The sequence below is a fragment of the Mesorhizobium sp. B2-1-3 genome, assembly GCF_006442495.1.
Lineage (GTDB): Bacteria > Pseudomonadota > Alphaproteobacteria > Rhizobiales > Rhizobiaceae > Mesorhizobium.
On the sequence record NZ_VFWL01000015.1, the window covers coordinates 70,680 to 90,218 of the forward strand.

Here is a 19,539-nt window from a genome sequence, read left to right on the forward strand (position 1 = left end):
AACCTCAAGGCGTCATCGTCGTTTTGCCTTGGTGGCGGGTTCCCGCGCGGGAAAACCAGCAGAAAAGCGAGGAAGGATGGCTGTCATCCTTATCGGTGCGTTTCTCATCGTCGCCGGCGTTGTGTATATGGCGGGCGCAGCTCTCAGGCGTGGACGGCTCAGCGATCCGGCACCTGCAGCTTCGGATCGACGGATGCCAAATCTCGCAAGGCAGGCCCCGACGCTTGAGCCACGCCGGCGCGGCCTCGGTTTCCTAGGCGTGTCACAGAATTGGCCGGGTCTGCTGATGATGGCGGTCGGTGCGGTTCTGCTCCTGTCGGCGGTAGTCCTCTAACGCCGTGCAAGCTTGGCTTTTTCGCCGCGATCGTAACCTTATCGACACTTCCTTGCGTCATGACTCCAGCAACGTCAGGCTGCAGGGTCGTCGCGGGCAAGGAACGAGGGGCATGTCGCTCGACTACAACTCACTTCTGCTGGCGGTCGGTTTCTCCGCTGCCTGCCTGAGCCTGACGCTGTTCGGCACATGGCTCACCGCCCGCACCGACAAGTTCCTGCTCACCTGGGCGCTCAGCGCCTTGCTGGTGGTGGGCGAGGTCTTCACCTATGACGCCTATATCGACGCGCCCAGGCGCGGCCTCGGCATCGCCACCTTCACCTTGCTGCTGGTCGGCTTCTCCATGATGCTGGGCGCCGCCTACCAATTCAGAAGCGGCGGCTCGCCGGTCTCCAGGATTTTAATCGGCAGCGGCATTTCGCTGGCGGTGGCGCTGCCGCCCATGGCTCTCGGCTATGACGGGCTCGGCTTCATGTTCGAGAATCTGTTCGCGGCCCTGCTCCTGTTCGCAACCGCCGCCGAATACTGGAAGGGCCGCGCCGAGGCCCCAGCGCTTACCATCGGCGCCGCCGCACTCTATTCGGCGACCGCCATGTCCTTCCTGCTCTGCGCGACGGTTTTGGCATGGGACGGCAAGCTGATCCTGAGCCATGCGCCAAGGAACTGGGCCGAGGATCTCAGCCTCATCGTCGTCATCGCCAGCATGACCGGCATCGGCGCCTTGTCGCTGGCCCTCAACCAGGGGCGTCTGGCGGGGCATCACCGCCGCAACGCGCTGACGGATCAGCTGACCGGCCTGCTCAACCGCCGCGCGCTGTTCGACCTCTTTGGCGATTCTCCCGTCGGCGCCTTTACCGCCGTGGTCGTGTTCGACCTCGATAGCTTCAAGGCCATCAACGACCAGTTCGGCCACGCGACGGGCGATGAGGTGCTGAAAGTGTTCGCCAAGGAGCTTGCCGGCAACCTTCGCCCGACCGATGTCGCCGCGCGCATGGGGGGCGAGGAGTTCGCGGTGGTGCTGAAGCGGACTTTGCCCGAAACAGTGGAAAACACGGCCGAGGCGATACGAACCTCGTTCGCCGCGCGCCGCATCGACACCGAGAACGGTCCCCTGACGTGCACCGTCAGCGCCGGCTTTGCTTTCGGCACCAAAGAGGGCCTGAGCTTCGACAAGGTGCTCAGCGCCGCCGACAAGGCGCTCTATGCCGCCAAGCGCGGCGGCCGCAACCGCGTCACCGCCTCTCCATTCCGGCGCGCTAGCTGACCAAGCGCATCAATGCCGTGCCCATCATTGTTGAATGGCCGAATGCGGCTTTTACGCCGCCATGACAATTTCATTGAAGGCATCGAGGTCGACATAGAAGACCTTGGTGATCTCCTCGATCAGCTCGTCGTGGTCATAGCCCTGGGACTTCAGAATGTTGATGGCTGTGATGATGTCGACGCGCTCTGTGAGCCGCCGCTTCTGGTAGTCCTCGACGTAACGTTCCATGGCTGCCCCTTGGCCTGTATGCCCAAACGCGTTGAACGACAGAGATCGCAGGGAGGATGCTAGGAACGCATGCTTGCGCGGAACTTGCCCGTCGCCCACCTCGATCTGCGACAAACCAGACTGATACGGAAGCGGCCGACTCACAAAGCCATCGGAAGACTAGCATGTAGTATTGAGCCTGCCAGCGGGTGTTGAAGAAAGATTGAGTAATCTTTCATCAGGAGATGGATTTACACCGTCAGGAACTTCCTGACATCCGCCCGGTCGAGATCTTCGGCAGGACCAGTATGGACGATCTGGCCGCGGTCCATGATGTTGACTTCGTCGGCGAGTTCGCGGCAGAAGTCGAGATATTGCTCCACGAGAAGAACCGCAATGCCGGCCTGGTCGCGCAAATAGCGGATGGCGCGGCCGATGTCCTTGATAACAGACGGCTGGATACCTTCCGTCGGCTCATCGAGCACCAGAAGCTTGGGCCGCATCACCAGCGCCCTGCCGATGGCGAGCTGCTGCTGCTGGCCGCCGGAGAGATCGCCGCCGCGGCGGCCAAGCATCTGCTTGAGCACCGGAAACAATTCGAAGACATGCGCCGGCACGTTGCGGTCGGCCCGTTTCAGGGGCGAGAATCCCGATTCAAGGTTTTCCCGCACGCTGAGCAGCGGAAAGATCTCCCTGCCCTGCGGCACGAATGCGATGCCCGACCGGGCGCGGTCATACGCCGCGCTCCGGTCGAGCGCCTTCCCCTCGAAGGCAACGCTTCCGCTCGTCAGCCTGTGGTGGCCGACGATCGATCTCATCAAACTGGTCTTGCCGACGCCATTGCGGCCGAGCACGCAAGTGATCTTGCCGGCGCCCGCCTTCAGCGACACGCCGCGCAGCGCCTGGGCGGCGCCGTAGTGGAGCGTGGCATCGGAAACTTCGAGCATGTCAGCGCCTTCTCCAGAACCGGAGGAAGGCAAGATCGAAGCGATGGAATTGCACCCGCCAAACCATGCTCATCTCCCCAGATAGACTTCGACGACGCGTTCATCGGCAGATACGAAATCGAGCGTGCCTTCTGAAAGCACCGAGCCCTCATGCAGGCAGGTGACCTTGACGCCGAGCTCGCGCACGAAATGCATGTCATGCTCGACGACGATCACCGAATGGTCGCGGGCGATCTCCTTGAGCAGGCGCGCGGTTTCCTCGGTTTCGGCGTCGGTCATGCCGGCGACCGGCTCGTCGACCAGCAGCAGCTTCGGATCCTGCGCCAGGAGCATGCCGATCTCCAGCCACTGCTTCTGCCCATGGCTGAGATTGGCGGCGAGCTCGTCGCGTTTGTCGCCGAGCCGGATGGTCCCGAGGATGTCATCGATCTGCCGCGTCTCGGCGGGCGAGCGTCGATGGAACAGCGCCGGGAAGATCGAGCGCGGCCCCTTCAGCGCCAGCATCAAATTTTCCTCGATCGTATGGCTTTCGAAAACCGTCGGCTTCTGGAATTTGCGGCCGATGCCCATCATGGCGATCTCGGCCTCGTCATGCCTGGTGAGATCGACCTGGCCGTCGAAGAACACCTCGCCCTCGTCGGGCCGTGTCTTGCCGGTGACGATGTCCATCATCGTGGTCTTGCCGGCGCCGTTGGGGCCGATGATGGCGCGCATCTCCCCCTTGTCGAGCACCAGCGACAGATTGTTGATGGCGCGAAAGCCGTCGAAGGAAACCGAGACCCCGTCGAGATAGAGAATGGTGTTCGACTTCGACATCGCTCGTTACTCCGCCGGCTGTGGTTCGAGGCTGGACGAGGACCATTCGCCGGGTGTTCTGGCCGCCGCCTGCACGACTTTGGACGGCGCGATTTCACCATCGGCGCCGGCCTCCTCGGCCAACGATGCCGCGCGCAGCGCCTTGGCGTTGCCGCGCCGGCTATCCCACATGCCGATGATGCCTTTCGGCAAGAGCAGCGTCACGGCGACGAACACGCCGCCGAGTGCGAACAGCCACAGTTCAGGCAGCACGCCGGTGAACCAGGATTTTCCGGCGTTGACCAGCAGCGCACCGATGATCGGCCCGATGATGGTGCCGCGCCCGCCGACCGCGGCCCAGATCACCACCTCGATCGAATTGGAGGGTTCGAATTCGCCCGGATTGATGATGCCGACCTGCGGCACGTAAAGCGCGCCCGCGACGCCGGCCATGACAGCTGAAACCGTGAAGGCGAACAACTTCACATTCTCAGCCCGCCAGCCGAGGAAGCGGGTGCGGCTTTCGGCATCGCGCACCGCCATCAGCAGCTTGCCGTATTTGGAGCCGACGATCGCCCAGGTGACGAAGACGCCGAGCGCAAGCATCACCGCGCTGGCCGCGAACAGCGCCGAGCGGGTCACGTCGGCCTGGACGTTGAAGCCCAGAATGTCCTTGAAATCGGTCAGGCCGTTGTTGCCGCCGAAGCCCATGTCGTTGCGGAAGAAGGCGAGCAGCAGCGCATAGGTCATCGCCTGTGTGATGATCGAGAGATAGACGCCTGTGACGCGGCTGCGGAAGGCGAACCAGCCGAAGACGAAGGCGAGCAGGCCGGGCACCGCGAGCACCATGAGGCCGGCGAACCAGAAATGGTCGAAGCCGGTCCAGAACCAGGGCAGCTCCTTGTAGTTCAGGAATACCATGAAATCAGGCAGGATCGGGTTGCCATAGACGCCGCGCGGGCCGATCTGGCGCATCAGATACATGCCCATCGCGTAGCCGCCGAGCGCGAAGAAGGCGCCGTGGCCGAGCGAAAGGATGCCGCAATAGCCCCAGACAAGATCGAGCGCCAAGGCAAGCAGCGCGTAGCAGAGATATTTGCCGGTCAGCGCCACGATATAGGGCGGGACGTAGAAGGCGCTCGTCGGTGACACAGCAAGATTGAGCAGAGGGCCGACGATCGCGGCCGCGAGCAGGATGAAAATGGTGATGGCGATGCGGCGGTCCGCGCCCGCGGCGAAGAAGCGTCCCGACATCATGCTTCCACCGCCCTGCCCTTGAGCGCGAACAGGCCGCGCGGGCGCTTCTGGATGAACAGGATGATCAGCACCAGCACGACGATCTTGCCGAGCACGGCGCCGGCATAGGGTTCCAGGAACTTGTTGACGATGCCCAGCGAAAAGGCGCCGACCAGCGTGCCCCACAGATTGCCGACGCCGCCGAAGACGACGACCATGAAACTGTCGATGATGTAGCCGCGGCCGAGATTGGGCGAGACATTGTCGATCTGGCTGAGCGCCACGCCGGCAATGCCGGCAATGCCGGAGCCGAGCGCGAAGGTCAGCGCGTCGACCCATGGCGTCCTGATGCCCATAGAGGCGGCCATGCGGCGGTTGGCGGTGACGGCGCGCATCTGTAGGCCCCAGGGGGTGCGCTTCATCACATAGAGCAGCACGGCAAAGACGCTAAGCGCGAAGACCAGGATCCAGAGCCGGTTCCAGGTGATGGCAAGCTGGCCGACATCGAACGAACCCGACATCCAGGAGGGATTGCCGACCTCCTGGTTGGTTGGCCCGAAGATCGAGCGCACTGCCTGCTGCAGGATCAGCGAAACGCCCCATGTCGCCAGCAGCGTCTCCAGCGGCCGGCCGTAGAGGAAGCGGATAATGCCGCGCTCGATGGCGAGGCCGACAAGCCCCGCGACCAGGAAGGCAAGTGGCAGCGCGATGACCAGCGACCAGTCGAACAGGCCGGGAAACGACGTGCGGATCACCTGCTGGACGACGAAGGTCGTGTAGGCGCCGAGCATCACCATCTCGCCATGCGCCATGTTGATGACGCCCATGACGCCGAAGGTGATGGCAAGCCCGATCGCTGCCAGCAGCAGCACCGAGCCCAGCGAAATGCCATACCAGATGTTCTGTCCGGCGTCCCACAGGGCCAGCGTCGAATTGATGTTGGCGATAGCCGCCGTCGCGGCTTCCTGCACTGCGCCCAAGGCATTGGCCCCTGCCGAGGTGAGCAGCGATACCGCATCGCGGTCGCCGCGCGCGCCGATCAGGGCGATTGCCGCGAGCTTGTCGGCATCAGGCCGATCCGAGCTCAGAATCGACGCGGCACGAGCCTGTTCCAGCAAGGTCTTGACACTGGCGACCGTCTCATTGGCGATCGCAGCGTCGAGCGGCTCGATGTTTGCGGAATCGGGCGTCTTGAACATGGTGTCGGCGGCGGCGAGCCGCACGGCCGGATCCTTGGCGCCAAGCGTCAGCGTGCCCAGCGCATCGCGGATGGTGCGGCGCAGCGTGTTGTTGACCTTGATCTTGGTGATGTCGTCCTTGGCTGCTTCACCGGATGGCTCACCGCTCAGCGGGTCGAAAAGCTGGACCCGTTCGCCGCCTTCCTTGCCGACGAAGACCAGGGAATCGATCTTGCGGATGTAAAGATTGCCATCGGCGAGTGCCGCAAGAGGCCACTCCACTGCCGGATCGCCGGTCGCCGCCAGGTCGTGAACGACAGCTCCCGTCTCCGAAAAACCCTTGGCGGCGGCGAACTTGGCGATGATGCCACGCAGATCGGCTTCGCCGGCGCCCGATGACGACAGCGTCGCCAGCAAGAACAGCAGTGTCAGGCCAAGTGCGCGGAAAAGGTTCATCGGCGTCAGGCGACTCTTCAGGGTTGAGTTGGACGTCCGGACGGCGAAGGAACCGTCCGGACGCTCGCGGTCATGGGCATGGACCTGAAGGTCCAGCCCGGGAGGATCAGTTTGTGCCCTTGCCGCCGCATTTGCCGGTGGCGACATTGAAGTTGCCGCAGGACAGAGGCGCCCGCCAATCGGAGATCAAGTCCTTGGAGTCGGGCAGGTAATCCGACCACTCGTCGCCCATCACCAGCCCCGGCGTGCGCGAGACCGTCTCGAACTGGCCGTCGGCCTGGATTTCACCGATCAGCACCGGCTTGGTGATGTGATGGTTCGGCATCATCGTCGAATAGCCGCCGGTCAGGTTCGGCACCGAGACGCCGACCATGGCGTCAATCACCTTGTCCGGATCGGTGGTGCCGGCCTTCTCGACCGCCTTCACCCACATGTTGAAGCCGATATAGTGGGCCTCCATCGGGTCGTTGGTGGTGCGCTTGTCGTTCTTGATGAACTTGTGCCAGTCGGCGATGAACTTCTTGTTCTCGGGCGTGTCGACGCTCTCGAAGTAGTTCCAGGCGGCGAGATGGCCGACCAGCGGCGCCGTGTCGAGACCGGCAAGCTCCTCCTCGCCGACCGAGAAGGCCATGACCGGGATGTCCTCGGCCTTGATGCCCTGGTTGCCCAGTTCCTTGTAGAACGGCACGTTGGCGTCGCCGTTGACGGTGGAGACGACGGCGGTCTTCTTGCCGGCCGAACCGAACTTCTTGATTGCCGAGACTTCGGTCTGCCAGTCCGAGAAACCGAACGGCGTGTAGTTGACCATGATGTCTTCCGCCGCGACGCCCTTGGCCTTCAGATAGGCCTCGAGGATCTTGTTGGTGGTGCGGGGATAGACATAGTCGGTGCCTTCCAGCACCCATCGCTTCACCGAGCCGCCATCCTCGCTCATCAGATAGTCGACGGCCGGAATGGCCTGCTGGTTCGGCGCCGCGCCCGTATAGAACACGTTGCGCTCGCTCTCCTCGCCCTCATACTGGACGGGATAGAACAGGATGTTGTCGAGTTCCGAGAACACCGGCAGCACCGATTTGCGCGACACCGAGGTCCAGCAGCCGAACACCGCCGCGACCTTGTCCTTGGAGATCAGCTCGCGCGCTTTCTCGGCGAAGAGCGGCCAGTTGGACGCCGGATCGACGACGACCGCTTCGAGCTTCTTGCCGAGCAGGCCTCCCTTGGCATTCTGCTCGTCGATGAGCATCAGCATGGCATCCTTCAGCGTCGTCTCCGAAATCGCCATCGTGCCGGACAGCGAATGGAGGATGCCGACCTTGATCGTGTCGTCGGCCGCCTTCGCGGGCGCCGACATCGACAGGCCGGCAGCGACCACGCCCGCCGAAAACATTTTTGTTATTGTCGAGAAATTACCCCTCATGCCTGACACTCCCAAGCTGATTGATTGCAACGCAACACTACGAAGCAACCCCCATGCCAATCGCCGAGGCGGTTTCGTGGAAGGAGTTAATGCTCAATATTATCAGTGGATTGACATATCGTGCTTAGAGAAAGCGTGAGGGCCGGTTAAAAATTGGTTGAGGGAAATTTGCGCAGCGCACACGGTTTTTGCCTAATTTTCGTCCAATTTCTCCAAATGCCTAGATTTTGATCTCCGGACGCGGGCCGCACGCGACAGATATTGCGGTACGGCACACAAATGGGGCAAGTTCGCCCCTCAACCGAGCGACGTCATGGCATCCGGAATTTCACGCATCTCTACCGGCCTATTGTTTCTGGCGGCGGCGACCGGGGCGGCGCGAGCCGACTTCAGCGACGGCAAGATGCCCGACGGCATTTATCATTGCGAGGTCTACCTGCTCGGCATGTTCCTCAACCTCGGCGACATCACCATCAAGGGAAACGTCTATACCGGCCCAGTCACCTTCGGGACCGCCCAGCAGGGCTACAATTACCAGATGGACGCAAATGGGGTGATCTCCTGGCTGGGACCGCTCGGCGGCTACACCGCCGGCGGCAACTCGTTGTCCCTCACTCAGGCAACTCTGGATGGTCAGGGCCCGCCCTCGTTCGACATCATCATGAGACAGCCCGACGGCGCCTTCACCGCCTCGACCTGCACCAAGGGCTGAAAGTCGAGAAAAATGGCGCGGAACCCCGGTCGGGGCTCCGCGCCAGCAGGCAGTCGGGAGGTGGAACTAGATGCTTCTCGCTGACATTTGGCTGGCGATGTAATCGGCCTGCCGGATCGCCAGCGAGACGATCGTCAGCGTCGGGTTCTCGGCCGCGCCTGTCGTGAACTGGCTGCCGTCGGAAACGAACAGGTTATTGATGTCGTGCGTCTGGCCGTGCTTGTTGACGACGCCTTCGGCCGCCTTCTCGCTCATCCGGTTTGTGCCGAGATTATGGGTGGAAGGATAAGGCGGCGTCGGGAAAGTACGCGTCGCTCCAACCGCATCGTAGAGCGCCGTGGCCTGTTTGTAGGCATGATCGCGCATCGCCGTATCGTTGGGATGATCGTCGAAATGCACATCGGCGATCGGCATGCCGTGCTCGTCCTTTTCGTCGGCATGCAGCGTGATGCGGTTTTCTTCGCGCGGCATGTCCTCGCCGACGATCCACAGCCCTGCCATGTGGTCGTAGTGGTCGAGTGCGGTGGTGAAGGAGCGGCCCCAAGCGCCGGGATCGAGGAAGGCCGCCATAAACGGCAGGCCGAGCGAAAGCGTCTCGAATTCGTAGCCGCCGACGAAACCGCGCGATGGATCATGCCGCGCCTCGTCGCGGATGATGCCGGCCATCGTGGTGCCGCGATACATGTGCACCGGTTTGTCGAAGATGGCATAAACCGAGCCGGTGGTGTGGCGCATGTAGTTCTTGCCCACCTGCCCCGATGAATTGGCGAGGCCGTCAGGGAACTTGCTCGAAGCCGAATTGAGCAGCAGGCGCGGGCTTTCAATCGAATTGCCGGCGACGGCGACGATGCGGGCCTTCTGCTCCTGCAGCTTGCCGTCCTTGTCGGCATAGACGACGCCGGTCACCTTTCCCGAGGCGTCATGGTTGATCTTGACGGCCATGGCGTTCGGCCTCACCTCGAGATGGCCTGTCGCTTCGCCTTTCGGGATCTCGGTGTAGAGCGTCGACCATTTGGCGCCCCATTTGCAGCCCTGGAAGCAGAAGCCGGTCTGCTGGCAGGACATCCGGTCGTCACGCTCGACCGAATTGATCGCCATGTTGCCGGTGTGGCATTCCTTGTAGCCGAGCTTGTCGGCGCCAGCCTTCAACAGCTTGAAATTATTGTTGCCCGGCAGCCTCGGCCAGTCATTGGTGCCGGTGACGCCCATCTTGGCTTCGGCCTTGGCGTAATAAGGCTCCATCTCGGCCAGTGTCACCGGCCAATCGAGCAGGTTCGCGCCCTCCACCTTGCCGTAGGTCGAGGCGGTCTTGAACTCATGCTCCTGGAAGCGCAGCGAAGCGCCGGCCCAGTGCGTGGTCGAGCCGCCGACCGATTTCACGATCCAGGCCGGCAGGTTCGGAAAATCCCTGGCCACGCGCCAGTCGCCCGAAGTCGTGCGCTTGTCTTTCCAGGCGAGTTGGGCAAAGGAGTCCCACTCGTCATTGATGAAGTCGTCGAATTCGTGGCGAGCGCCGGCCTCCAGGATCACGACGTCGATGCACTTCTGGGCGAGTTCATTGCCGAGTGTGCCGCCGCCGGCTCCCGAGCCGATGATGACGACCAAATTGTCGTTTTTCAGATCAAACGCTGCTGCCATGGTTTCCTCCCATGATTTCGATTTTGCTGGGTGACGAGAGGAGCGGCTCAGAGCCACTCGATGTCGTCGAAGCCGCGCGCGATATAGCCGCCCTTGGAATAGGATTCGCCCTCATAGCCAAAGACTGGCCAGACCTCCTTCTGGTTGTAGAGGCTGACGACGAGGCCCCCGCGCACCGCCTGGAAGAAAGGCGTGGCTTCGACCTGCTTCAGCACTGCGACACGCTGATCCTCCCAACCAAGGTTCCGGTAGCCGCCCTTGCCGGACCTCTTGTCGAGATCGGCGATGCCGTTCTCGATGAGATCCCTATGTGCGGCATCCTTGCCGGCCTGATCGTCATGGCTCTTGACCGCGATGGCGTAATATTTGTCGGGAAGCTGATCGTGCGGGTAGACGTCCCGCGCCATCTGGATCAGCGTCGCCATCGTCTCCGGCTTCAGCGCCGACGTTTCGAGGCCCCAAGCATGTTCGGGGCTGATGACCGCGCTGCCGGAAATGACGAGCAAGGCTCCGACGCCGCCGCGCTTCAGAAGCTCGCGCCGCGAAAGCCCGGGTCTGCTTTCATAGATCGTGACCATATTTTCCTCCCTGCTTGCTGGTTGCATCCATGGGATGCCTTGGCTGGCGCCGCGCACGCGCGGCCGCGATCTCTATTGGAACCTGCCTCCTCGTTGCAGAACCTCGATCCTGTAGCCGTCCGGATCCTCGATGAAGAAGAAGCGTGCGATCAGCGAACCGTCACGGTTGAATTCGACGATCTTCTTCGGGTTGAGGCCGAGCGCGCCGAGCCGATCGTGCTCGCCGTCGAGATCGACGACCGAAACCGCGAGATGGCCGTAGCCATCGCCAAGCGCATAAGGCTCCTGCCGACCCTTGTTCACGGTCAGTTCGACTTCGAATTGCGTCTCGGCATTGCTGAGGTAGATGAGCGTGAACGTGTCGAAATCCAGCCTTTCGGCGACATCGAGGCCGAAGGCATTTCTGTAGAAATCGACGGAGCGGGTCTCGTCGAGAACCCGGATCATGGTGTGGATTGCCTTCGCCAAATCAGTCCTCGCCACTCGATGCTTCGAAGATGATTATGCGCGGCGACGGCAAAAGATGGTGGCAGCCGGTTACCACGCTCCGAAGATCGACTCGCCTGACAATCGCAAGGACGAAAGTCCGATTGCTGTTCAGCCGATTTTGCCTGAGAATGCTGTCGGGGACAAAGGCCGCGTCGCCTCTGGCGGCAAAAGCATCTGTCCACCCAAAATCAACGCCAAAAATCAACGAACGTGGGAGGTTGTCGGATGTGCAGGGTATTTGCGGCCCAGGACCCCGAAGGTTATCGTCAGATCAACCGGTCGATCCGCATCGACGGATATTCGACCAGCATCCAGCTTGAGGCGACGTTTTGGGCACTGCTCGACGAAATCGCCGAAAGCCAGGACCTGACGACGCCGAAATTCATCTCGAAACTCTATGACGAGGCCATCGAGATCAATGGCGAGATTCCCAACTTCGCCTCCATGCTGCGCACCACCTGCGCGCTCTATCTGCGCAGCCACCGGCCGGGCATGGAAGACCAGATGCCGCCGAAATGGGAAGCCGCCTGAAGATCCAGAAAAGTGCCCCCCGGCTTTGTGTTCGGAATGCATCAGGAACTGGGGCGGCTCGGCGGGCCTATCACGCACCGGGCCGATCGGCGGCGGCGATTTCCAGCGCCAGCCGCGTCATGTCGGTAAAAAGATCCTGGCGCTCTGCATATTGGGTCTGTTCGCCGCTGTCGATATCGTCGACCACCGTGCAGATCGATAGCGCACGGGCCCCGAAATGCCTGGAAATGCGATAGAGCGCACTGGTCTCCATGTCCACGGCTAGTGCGCCGGCTGCCTGCGCATCGGCAAAACGGGCGCGTCCCTCCGGATGGTGGAAGACGTCGCTGCATGCCGTCAGCCCGGCACGATGGTCGATGCCGAGTTCGGCCGCCTTCGCCAATGCGCGAGCAAACAGCGCCGGGTCCGGCCCGGCTGCAGCGTCATAGAGGCCGAAAACCTGACCGCTTCGGGCGCTTTCGGGCCGCACCGATTGCGAGATGACGAGGCTGCGCAGTTTTACGTCAGCGGTCAGCCCGCCGCAGGTGCCAGTACGGATCAAGGTCCGCACGCCATAGCCGTCCAGCAGTTCATGCGCATAGATCAGAAAGGAGGACCCGCCGATGCCGGTCGCCTGGATGCTGATTGGCTGACCACGAAACAGGCCAGTGAAGCCAAGGGCCCCGCGCCGGCGGTTGATGCAGCGCGGGGCCTCCAGGAATGTCATGGCCATCCATTCGGCGCGCTGGGGGTCGCCCGGCAACAGCACAATGTCGGCGTAGTCACCCTCGCTGGCTTCGATGTGTGGCGTCAACAGCTCGTCCCTGCCGTTTCATCCACAATCATGGCCTTGTCGCTGTATTGCGCAAGAGGCATTCGGGAACGCTAATACACGGAAACTTCGTTTCAGGACGACAATATCACGAAAACAAAGAGTTAAAGCGGCCGGCGACTCTATCAAAGCTGAACTGTTCTGGACGTAGACTCATAAGCGCGGAGCCACAGCCGCATCGAGGCGAGCTGGACCATGGCGAGGAAGTTGGTGGCGAGCTTGTCGTAGCGGGTGGCGACAGGCCGGAAGTGCTTCAGCTCAGAGAAGAACCGCTCGATCAGGTTGCACTCGCGATAGAGCCGCTTGCTGAAGCAAGGCTTCACTTGGTTGCTCTTCGGCGGGATGTTCGGCCGGCGGTCAGGTCGAGCCGCCCCAATTGCAGGCTGATGAAGACGCGCGGCGCGTCTTCATCAGCCGACCCACTCCAAGCGCTCATGATGCGAAGCTGGTTGATCGCGAAAGCTCCTCCCACGCGCTGATTTCGCTCCCCATCGCGTCGAGCTTCTGGTCGACCAGCCCCAGCGCGTCGTCGCCCAGGAACAGCCGTACCGGCGGGTTCGCGGCATCGACCAGCACAAGCAACGCCTGCGCGGCCTTGGCCGGATCGCCCGGTTGGTTGCCGCTCTTGGCCTGTCGCGCGGCGCGGATCGGGTCCATGACCGCGTCATAGTCGGCAATGCTGCGCGGCGTGCGATCCATCGAGCGTCCGGCCCAATCCGTGCGGAATTGGCCGGGAGCGAGCGCCGTCACCCGAATTCCAAAGCCTGCTACTTCCTTGCCGAGCGCTTCGGAAATGCCTTCGAGCGCGAATTTGCTTCCGCAATAGAAGGTGATCCCGGGCATGGTGATGAAGCCGCCCATGGACGTGACGTTGATGATATGGCCGCGACGCCGCTCGCGCATGCCCGGCAGCACCGCCTTGATCATCGCGACGGGCCCGGAGACGTTGGCGGCGAACTGGCGCTGGAGATCGTCCATGGAGGACTCCTCCAGCACGCCCTCATGGCCGTAACCGGCGTTGTTCACCAGCACGTCGATTGGACCCGCCTGCCGTTCCGCCGCGGTGACAGCCGCCGGGACCGTCTCGAAATCGGTCACGTCCAGCAAGAGCGGGTGGGCGCGATCGGGCGCGAGCGCGGCGAAGATCTCGGCGTCGGCTTCCCGCCGCACGGTGCCGATCACCCGATGGCCCGCTTCAAGCGCGCCTCTTGCAAATGCTCGCCCCAGCCCGGAGCTGACACCGGTGATGAGGAATGTCTTAGGGGTGGAAGTCATGGTTCACTCCGGGCTATGATTGAAACTATATCATGATATAGATAACAGCATGACACCAAACAAGACCAAGGTTGCTCCGACCGCCACGCGGGGTGAGCCGCTTCGCCGGCGTGTGATCGATGCGGCGGAGCGACTGCTCCGACAGGGTAAGGCCGATTTCTCGATGCGCGACCTCGCCACCGAGGCCGGAGTCAGTTTCGCGACGCCGTTCAATCAGTTCGGGAGCAAGGCCGCGATCATGCATGCCCTTTCGCGGCGGCGGATCGATACGATGGCCCAGCGCTTTGCCGGGATGTCACCGCCTGCCGATGCCGCAGGCCGCGTGCTGTTGGCCATCGATACCGCGGTCGAGGTGATGCTGGAGGAGCCGGAGATAAACCGGGCCGTGATGGGATGGATCGGCACGGCCGGCCCGTCCCCCGGAAAGGTCCTAGCGCACTCCACAACCTTGTGGTCGCTGGCCCTTGGAGCGGGCGAAGGCTTGATCGCGGCCGGCAGGCAGGAGGCGCTGCGCAGTTTGCCGGAGCAGCTCGCATTTGCCTTTCGTGGGGTCCTGTCATTCTGGACCGCCGGCGAACTGCCGGATGAGGCGCTTGCCTCGAAGGCGCGAGAGATCGCAAAAACCTTGCTGCTCGGATTTGCTGAACGGCCGCTATTCGGCGATTCCGCCTCCTAAGCTGCCCTCCGGGAACCACCAATCTCGGCCATTTCCCGATTTATGGGTTCACGGCCTAAGACTCCAGCATGTCCTTGACGATCGTTGCCAACTGCTTGAGCGAAAACGGTTTCGGCAGGAATCCGAAATGCGCGTCCGCCGGCAGGTTCCTGGCGAATGCATCCTCGGCATAGCCGGACACGAAGACGAACTTGATGTCCGGCTGGCGCTTGCGCAGTTCGCCGAGCAGCGTCGGCCCGTCCATCTCCGGCATCACCACATCCGAAACCACGATGTCGACCTTGCCGCCGAGCGCTTCGAACACTTCCAGCGCCTCGACTCCGGAGGACGCCTCGTGCACGGTATAGCCGCGCGAGGTCAGTGCCCGCATGCCGCCCATGCGCACCGCATCCTCGTCCTCGACCAGCAGCACCGTGGCCGAGCCGGACAAATCCTTGCCTGTCTCGGCCGACTTGGCAGGCACCGCTGCCGGTGCTTCCCCGGGTTCGCCTGCCTTCTTTGCCTCGGCGATGTGGCGCGGCAGGAAGATGCGGAAGACCGAACCCTTGCCGACCTCGGAATCGCAGAAGATAAAGCCGCCGGTCTGCTTGATGATGCCGTAGACCATGGACAGGCCAAGGCCGGTGCCCTTGCCGACTTCCTTGGTGGTGAAGAACGGTTCGAATATCTTCTTCAGCACGTCGGGCGCGATGCCGCTGCCGGTGTCCTCGACCTCGGCCACCACATAGTCCGCCGGAGTGAGTTCCCGGTAGGGAAAAGTCTTGCACTCGTCGGCGGTCACATTGCGGGTGCGCACCGTGAGGTCGCCGCCCGCCGGCATTGCATCGCGCGCGTTGACCGCCAGGTTGACCACCACCTGCTCGAACTGGCCGATATCGACCTTGACCGGCCAAAGATCGCGACCGTGATCGATCTTCAGCTTGATGTCGTTGCCGACCAGACGGGCGAGCAACATCCTGAGATCGGCGAGCACGTCGGTGAGGTTCAGCACTTCCGGCCGCAGCGTCTGCTTGCGCGAAAAGGCCAGCAACTGCCGCACCAGCGAGGCTGCCCGGTTGGCATTCTGCTTGATGTTCATGATGTCGGGGAAGGATGGGTCCGACGGCCGATGGTTGGTCAGAAGCAGATCAGACGCCATGATGATGGCGGTCAGCACATTGTTGAAGTCGTGCGCGATGCCGCCGGCAAGCTGGCCGACCGCCTGCATCTTCTGGCTTTGCGCCATCTGCCCTTCGAGCGCCTTCTGCTCCGTCGTCTCGACGGCGTAGACGATGGCCGACTCCTCGGCCCCCTCGCCGCCTGTGCCGTCGGCGACCGCATTGACGTAAAAACGGATGTGGCGCTCCTCATTGCCGGGCAGAAGCGTGTCGATCGGCTCGATATCGGCCTGCCGCTGCCTTGCCTTTTCGAAGGCCGCGGCAAAGGCCGGGCGGTCACGTTCGTGGATGACGGTGTCGAGCCGCATGCGGCGATCGACGGCGTCCCGGTCGACGACCGATGAAAACAGCGAAAGGAACGGCGCATTGGTGCGCAGGATGCGCCCGCTGGCGTCGACGCCGGCGATCGCCATCGGCGTCGAGTTGAAGAAGCGGGTGAACCGCACTTCCGAAGCGCGCAGGTCCGCCGAGGCGTCCTCGCCTTGCGTGCGGTTGAGCACGATCGTGCGCGTCGGACCGTTGAGGCCTTCGCGGCTGGCTGAAACGCGATGCATGAAGCGCACCGGCAGCGCCTCGCCCGTCATTGTCGTGAGGTCGAGATCGATGACCGCGTTGCGCGTCGTACCGGGGTCGGCCTTGACCGAGCGCACCAGCGCCATGCCGTCGCCGGCGACGATCTCCGGCAGGGAGACGGCGCCGGGCGTGAAGCTGGCAAGGTCGATGCCCAGCCATTCGGCGAGCGTGGCGTTGATATAGGTGACGCGGCCTTCCTGGTCGGCGGAAAAGAAGCCGGCGGGCGCGTGGTCGAGATGATCGATCGCCTTCTGCAGGTCCAGGAAGAAACGCTCCTGCTCGGCGCGTTCCTGCGAAATGTCGGCAAGTTGCCAGGCGAGCATCGGCGGCCGCTGGCCCGGCACGCTGAAAGCGCGGGCGCGGGCGCGATACCAGCGCGCGCCTGGCTCAGCGCCAGGCTTGATCGACTGCGCGAGCCGGAACTCGCCGTCGCCCGGCTGGCCGTCACGCAGGCCGGAGGCCAGTCGGTAGATGGTGACCGAAGCTTCCGGAACATCCGAAAGCAGCCCTTCGACCGTCTTCAGGTCGGCCGCGGAAGAGGCTCCGGTCATGTCGGCATAGGCGCGGTTGGCATAGACCACGCGGCCCTTGGTGTCCGTGACCAGAAGACCCTGCGACATCGAATCGACGAATGCCTTCGACAGTTCGTCGCCCGTCGAGCGTGGAGTGATCTGCACGAAGCCGATCGCCGTGGCGAACAGGAAGCCGACGCCGATCATCGCCAGCACGCCGAGCATGCCCAGCAGGAAAGGGTCGCCGAGCCGCTCGCGAAACAGGCCGAAAACGATCGCGGCCCCCGTCAGGACGGCAATGAAGATGACGAGCCGGGTAACGGCGCCCGGCCGCGTGTTCTGATCGACGATCGGTACCGGATAGAAATCGCCGCGCGTTTCCTTGGCCATGTGCCCCCTGCTCTTGAAGTCCGGTGTTCCGATACTCGCCGCAATGTGTGCCGACGCCCGCCCCTGTCGGGTTGAATCATATTCTCCCGGTCCCGAAAAGGCCCGGGCGGCAAATGTCAGATAAAAATGATGTCGGCCGGCCCTCCAGTGTTTCAAGCTGTTCATGAAGCGTGAAAGGCAACTTGCGGTAGCCCGCCGCAACGGTCTAGTGTCGCGTCACTTCCAAACCGATCAGGGGGAACCAATGCTGCAATGGCTGGATAGCGTAGCGGGCCCCGGCTATGTAGCGGCACTGCTGTGGACCTTCGCGGCGCTGGTCCTGCTGGTTATCGTCCTCATCATCGTCAAACTCGTTCGCAACCTGACCTTCGGCACCTTTGTCGCGGGCGGCCGGAACCGCAAGACGCGGCTTGCGGTCATGGACGCCACCGCCGTCGACAGCCATCGCCGCCTGGTGCTGGTGCGCCGCGACGACATCGAGCATCTGCTTTTGATCGGCGGCCCGACCGATGTCGTCGTCGAGCGTGACATCCGCCTTTCTGCGCCACGCCGTCCCGCGCTGACCGGAGATGGCGGTTCGCAGCAGCCTGTCGCGGTGGCAAAGCCGCGTCCGCCTCAGCCCACCCCGGCGCCGGCGAGACAGGCACCTGCTCCGCAGCCGGTGAGCGCAGCGCCCGCCCGCCAGCGCGCTCCGGAGCCGGTGCCGAAGCCGGCGGCGCAGGGTTATCAGCCGACCAATGTCACGCCGCTGCCTTCCTACGGCTCCGCAAACGTCAATGCCGTCCGGCATGCCCCGCCGCCGGCTTCACCACCGCCGGGGCAGGAAAGCATCGATGAAACGCTGATGAAGGAACTCGAGGTTTCGCTCGACCAGCCCCGCTCGAGCAGTCCGGCGACCAAGCCGGTGGCAAAAACACCGCCGTCGCTCGACGATGAGATGACCAGGCTTCTGGGCGAACTCTCCAGCCAGAAAAGGTGAGCAGCGCTTGCGCCCGGTCCGAAAAACCGATCGGGGTTATGCGCATCACCCGGGTTCTGAAAAAAGAAACGGCCGGAAAACCGGCCATTTCGAGAGCGATATCGCTGAAATCTTCTTGAATGCAGACCGCAGGCTAATCGTCGCGATAGACCTTCTCGCGGCGCTCGTGGCGCTCTTGCGCTTCGATCGACAAGGTTGCGATCGGGCGGGCATCCAGCCGCTTCAGCGCGATCGGTTCGCCGGTCTCCTCGCAATAGCCGTAAGTGCCTTCCTCGATGCGCTGCAAGGCCGAATCGATCTTTGCGATGAGTTTCCGCTGGCGGTCGCGCGCCCTGAGTTCGATGGCGCGGTCGGTTTCCGAAGAGGCGCGGTCGGCTAGATCGGGATGATTGGCGTTTTCCTGCTGTAGGATTTCGAGGGTTTCGCGCGCTTCGCGCAATATGTCATTCTTCCAGGTGACGAGCTTTGAGCGGAAGTAGGATTTCTGCCGCTCGTTCATGAACGGCTCGTCTTCGGAGGGTACGTAATCGGCGGTAACGGCATCGTTCATTCGACTCACCCAAACAGCCCCAAATTTGGCGCCTATATATTCGCGGTCAAACGCCTGCACAAGCGCAATCGATTACCGATTCACGCAATTGTTAATCTGCCTCGATGAGCGCGATTGAGGTGATTCGGGCTGGTCTTAGGTACCGGATCCTTCGAACTGGCGGCCGCCGGCTGATGATTCGTCATGTCCGAAAAACGACTGCCATTGTGCGCCACGCCGTTCTTGTGGCTAATCACGGCACGGTTCGGGCTGTTGGCACGGTGGAGGTTGGGTGAGCAGGCTTTATCTGTTGAGGCACGCCAAAGCCGGATGGGCGCTGCCCGGCATGCGTGATTTCGATCGCCCGCTCGATGCGTCCGGCCACGCTGATGCGGAGGCGATGGGCATCGCCATGCGGTCGCGCTCCTATGTGCCCGATCTGACGCTTTGCTCCACAGCCCGGCGCGCGAAGGAGACGCTGGAAGGCGTGGCCGGTCGGGCCGACACCGGCCGGGTTCTGTTCGTCGACGCGCTCTACAGCGAGGACGCGGCCGCGTACCTCAGCCTCATCCGGGACAATGGTGGGGTGGGTTCGATGCTGCTCGTCGGCCACAATCCGATGACGGAGGATCTCGCCATGGCGGTGTCCGGCGATGGCGAGGAAAGCGCCCGCGCCATGCTCAATCATGGTTTCCCGACCTCGGGCCTGGCGGTCGTGCGCTTCAGCGGCGATCTTGCCGGGGCCGCCCAGGGTGCCGGGTATCTCGAGGCATTCCTGACGCCGGCTGACCTCTGACGCCATTTCAAACCAGAACGGCAACGCCTATATCGGACCTGTCGCAGCCTCGAGAGACA

Annotated in this window: 20 protein-coding genes and 1 pseudogene; 7 read left to right on the forward strand and 14 right to left on the reverse strand. The window is 62.8% G+C overall.

All coding sequences use genetic code 11. The features are described from left to right. The first annotated feature begins 76 nt into the window (after positions 1-76). Complete coding sequence (locus FJ973_RS31455) at positions 77-334, forward strand: hypothetical protein (RefSeq protein WP_140557764.1); 258 nt, start codon at positions 77-79, stop codon at positions 332-334. Positions 335-446: 112 nt separating this feature from the next. Beyond that, positions 447-1,598, forward strand: a complete 1,152-nt coding sequence (locus FJ973_RS22505) for a GGDEF domain-containing protein (RefSeq protein ID WP_140557766.1) — start codon at positions 447-449, stop codon at positions 1,596-1,598. 51 nt (positions 1,599-1,649) lie between these two features. Here the strand turns inward: FJ973_RS22505 and FJ973_RS22510 are convergent, their stop codons facing one another. From FJ973_RS22510 to urtA, 6 genes are all read right to left on the reverse strand, one after another. Then, positions 1,650-1,826: a hypothetical protein gene (locus FJ973_RS22510; RefSeq protein WP_140498860.1), complete on the reverse strand. Its 177-nt coding sequence runs from the start codon at positions 1,824-1,826 to the stop codon at positions 1,650-1,652. Positions 1,827-2,056: 230 nt separating this feature from the next. Continuing rightward, a complete protein-coding gene (gene urtE, locus FJ973_RS22515) occupies positions 2,057-2,752 on the reverse strand; it encodes an urea ABC transporter ATP-binding subunit UrtE (RefSeq protein ID WP_140557767.1) in 696 nt (231 codons plus the stop codon). A gap of 69 nt (positions 2,753-2,821) precedes the next feature. After that, on the reverse strand, positions 2,822-3,568 hold the full coding sequence (urtD, locus tag FJ973_RS22520) for an urea ABC transporter ATP-binding protein UrtD (protein WP_140557769.1): 747 nt from the start codon (positions 3,566-3,568) through the stop codon (positions 2,822-2,824). A gap of 6 nt (positions 3,569-3,574) precedes the next feature. Next, a complete protein-coding gene (gene urtC, locus FJ973_RS22525; protein ID WP_140557770.1) occupies positions 3,575-4,804 on the reverse strand; it encodes an urea ABC transporter permease subunit UrtC in 1,230 nt (409 codons plus the stop codon). After that, positions 4,801-6,417 (reverse strand): urea ABC transporter permease subunit UrtB, encoded by a 1,617-nt coding sequence (gene urtB / locus FJ973_RS22530; RefSeq protein ID WP_140557772.1) that lies wholly within the window; start codon positions 6,415-6,417, stop codon positions 4,801-4,803. Before urtB ends, urtC begins: the two co-directional genes overlap by 4 nt. A 106-nt stretch (positions 6,418-6,523) precedes the next feature. After that, complete coding sequence (urtA, locus tag FJ973_RS22535) at positions 6,524-7,834, reverse strand: urea ABC transporter substrate-binding protein (RefSeq protein WP_140498870.1); 1,311 nt, start codon at positions 7,832-7,834, stop codon at positions 6,524-6,526. Between the two features lie 313 nt (positions 7,835-8,147). Between urtA and FJ973_RS22540 the strand changes: the two genes are divergently transcribed. Then, positions 8,148-8,546: a hypothetical protein gene (locus FJ973_RS22540; RefSeq protein WP_140498872.1), complete on the forward strand. Its 399-nt coding sequence runs from the start codon at positions 8,148-8,150 to the stop codon at positions 8,544-8,546. Between the two features lie 66 nt (positions 8,547-8,612). Here the strand turns inward: FJ973_RS22540 and FJ973_RS22545 are convergent, their stop codons facing one another. From FJ973_RS22545 to FJ973_RS22555, 3 genes are all read right to left on the reverse strand, one after another. Continuing rightward, entirely contained in the window at positions 8,613-10,184 is a 1,572-nt protein-coding gene (locus FJ973_RS22545; RefSeq protein ID WP_140557774.1) for a GMC family oxidoreductase, read from the reverse strand. Between the two features lie 47 nt (positions 10,185-10,231). After that, positions 10,232-10,762, reverse strand: coding sequence for a gluconate 2-dehydrogenase subunit 3 family protein (locus FJ973_RS22550; RefSeq protein WP_140557776.1), 531 nt, complete (start codon positions 10,760-10,762; stop codon positions 10,232-10,234). A 72-nt stretch (positions 10,763-10,834) separates the two neighbouring features. After that, positions 10,835-11,230, reverse strand: coding sequence for a VOC family protein (locus FJ973_RS22555; protein WP_140498876.1), 396 nt, complete (start codon positions 11,228-11,230; stop codon positions 10,835-10,837). A gap of 246 nt (positions 11,231-11,476) precedes the next feature. On the opposite strand from FJ973_RS22555, the gene FJ973_RS22560 reads away from it, so the two are divergent. Then, positions 11,477-11,782 (forward strand): ribbon-helix-helix domain-containing protein, encoded by a 306-nt coding sequence (locus FJ973_RS22560; RefSeq protein ID WP_140498878.1) that lies wholly within the window; start codon positions 11,477-11,479, stop codon positions 11,780-11,782. A 70-nt stretch (positions 11,783-11,852) separates the two neighbouring features. Here FJ973_RS22560 and FJ973_RS22565 read toward each other — a convergent pair whose 3' ends face one another. From FJ973_RS22565 to FJ973_RS22575, 3 genes and pseudogenes are all read right to left on the reverse strand, one after another. Beyond that, positions 11,853-12,575, reverse strand: coding sequence for a DeoD-type purine-nucleoside phosphorylase (locus FJ973_RS22565; RefSeq protein ID WP_140557778.1), 723 nt, complete (start codon positions 12,573-12,575; stop codon positions 11,853-11,855). 143 nt (positions 12,576-12,718) lie between these two features. Further along, a pseudogene (locus FJ973_RS22570) lies at positions 12,719-12,943 on the reverse strand (transposase); the annotation flags it as partial. A gap of 82 nt (positions 12,944-13,025) precedes the next feature. Beyond that, positions 13,026-13,868 carry an oxidoreductase gene (locus tag FJ973_RS22575; protein WP_140557780.1) on the reverse strand — a complete coding sequence of 281 codons (843 nt, stop codon included), beginning with the start codon at positions 13,866-13,868 and terminating at the stop codon, positions 13,026-13,028. A gap of 49 nt (positions 13,869-13,917) precedes the next feature. On the opposite strand from FJ973_RS22575, the gene FJ973_RS22580 reads away from it, so the two are divergent. Then, entirely contained in the window at positions 13,918-14,544 is a 627-nt protein-coding gene (locus FJ973_RS22580) for a TetR/AcrR family transcriptional regulator (protein ID WP_140498884.1), read from the forward strand. 55 nt (positions 14,545-14,599) lie between these two features. On the opposite strand, the gene FJ973_RS22585 is transcribed toward FJ973_RS22580, so the two are convergent. Further along, the gene (locus tag FJ973_RS22585; RefSeq protein ID WP_140557782.1) at positions 14,600-17,176 is read right to left on the reverse strand and encodes a response regulator; all 2,577 of its coding nucleotides are present in this window, start codon (positions 17,174-17,176) and stop codon (positions 14,600-14,602) included. A 244-nt stretch (positions 17,177-17,420) separates the two neighbouring features. Between FJ973_RS22585 and FJ973_RS22590 the strand changes: the two genes are divergently transcribed. Beyond that, the gene (locus FJ973_RS22590; protein WP_181168436.1) at positions 17,421-18,155 is read left to right on the forward strand and encodes a flagellar biosynthetic protein FliO; all 735 of its coding nucleotides are present in this window, start codon (positions 17,421-17,423) and stop codon (positions 18,153-18,155) included. A 133-nt stretch (positions 18,156-18,288) separates the two neighbouring features. Here the strand turns inward: FJ973_RS22590 and dksA are convergent, their stop codons facing one another. Next, entirely contained in the window at positions 18,289-18,705 is a 417-nt protein-coding gene (dksA, locus tag FJ973_RS22595) for an RNA polymerase-binding protein DksA (RefSeq protein ID WP_140498888.1), read from the reverse strand. 271 nt (positions 18,706-18,976) lie between these two features. Here dksA and FJ973_RS22600 point away from each other — a divergent pair, with 271 nt between their 5' ends. Further along, on the forward strand, positions 18,977-19,480 hold the full coding sequence (locus FJ973_RS22600; protein ID WP_140557784.1) for a histidine phosphatase family protein: 504 nt from the start codon (positions 18,977-18,979) through the stop codon (positions 19,478-19,480). The last annotated feature ends 59 nt before the right edge of the window (positions 19,481-19,539 follow it).